The organism is Okeania sp. SIO1H4, from assembly GCF_010672695.1.
GTDB lineage: Bacteria > Cyanobacteriota > Cyanobacteriia > Cyanobacteriales > Microcoleaceae > Okeania > Okeania hirsuta.
Genome location: NZ_JAAHGB010000181.1, coordinates 1 through 1,263, shown reverse-complemented (window position 1 = coordinate 1,263; position 1,263 = coordinate 1). Strand labels below are relative to the sequence as shown.

Annotated in this window: 2 pseudogenes; one reads left to right on the top strand and one right to left on the bottom strand. The window is 40.1% G+C overall.

The window, feature by feature from the left end:
* Positions 1-381 precede the first annotated feature (381 nt).
* Positions 382-658, bottom strand: a pseudogene (locus F6K06_RS33550) (IS1 family transposase); the annotation flags it as partial.
* A gap of 72 nt (positions 659-730) precedes the next feature.
* Between F6K06_RS33550 and F6K06_RS33545 the strand changes: the two are divergent.
* Positions 731-1,263, top strand: a pseudogene (locus tag F6K06_RS33545) (IS630 transposase-related protein); the annotation flags it as partial.

Below are 1,263 nucleotides of genomic sequence, written 5' to 3'. Positions count from 1 at the left end.
TACCCCCTGTTTTTAACTGATAGTGTCTTCCTTAAATCACCCCATAGAATCGAAGCTTTGGGGTTAATTATGGGTTGATGTTTGTTGGTCTATACTTGAGGTCAACTTCAACTACGTCAAACTTTAAACCGAACTAAATCTGAGGAGTCAGGATTCAGGTAGGGGAGACATCGGATTGGCGACGTACAGGGGTAAGGAGAGAAGAAAGAAGAAGAAAGAATAAAGAGGAGGAAAAGGAGAAAGTTTTTTTTCACTAATTATCCAAAAATGATATAACCGGATTTCATATAATCATAGAAAAACAGAAGAAAGTAATCTCTAGTAGCTCCTGAAATCTATTTGTTCTACTTACAATTAGGCGTTGTCAGATTAAAAGATGAATTATAGGGACAGGGTGGGAACAGGGACCTCTTTAAACTTAAGGTAATGAATCAGTAGTCGAATTGAGTGCTTTAACATTTCAACAGACTTGGAATAGCACAAGGTTTTGCCATCTAACATAGCTCAGTAATGACGTAGCGCGTGTATTTTCTCCCTCTACACCAGTCATGTAAGTCTTGCTCACAATCTGATCTCCTGCCGGAATAAATTTAGTATAAACTGGATTACCATCCCTCACCCAAAAGTAACATTGCCACCAGGAAATAGTCTGCCATAGTACCATATAGCAACAGCCAGGGCGATTAGGACATAAAATAGAGAAAGTATTCTGTCATGCGATCGCTCTTCCTTGCCTCGACCCTATAGTTACGATTTTAGAAAAAAAGTGATAGAGGCCATTGAACTTGATGGCTGGAAAAAAAGTGATTGAGTCAACTGTTCCGGATTAGCCGGAACACGATTGACCTGTGGCTGAAACGGAAAGCTGAAACTGGAGACTATCAACCTCGGCCAAACCAACCCCCCGGTAATGACCATCAAATCACCGATTGGCACAAATTTCGAGAATTTGTCAAGGTTCATGGTGACAAAACCCAAGGAGAAATGGCCAAATTGTGGGATAGTCCCATCAGTCAACGCACAATCTCAAGAGCACTCAAAAAAATTGGCTTCACTCGAAAAAAAAACTTATGGCTACCAAGAAAGGGATCAAAAGGAAAGACAAGAATTCTTGAGCCAATAAACTCAAGCTTTCCCCTAAATCAATGGTTTATATAGATGAGTCAGGTATGAATAACCAACAGCAGTATGATTATGGATGGAATCAAAAAGGAGAACGATTCTACTCACTTAAATCGGGAAAGCGTCAAGAGCGCATCAACA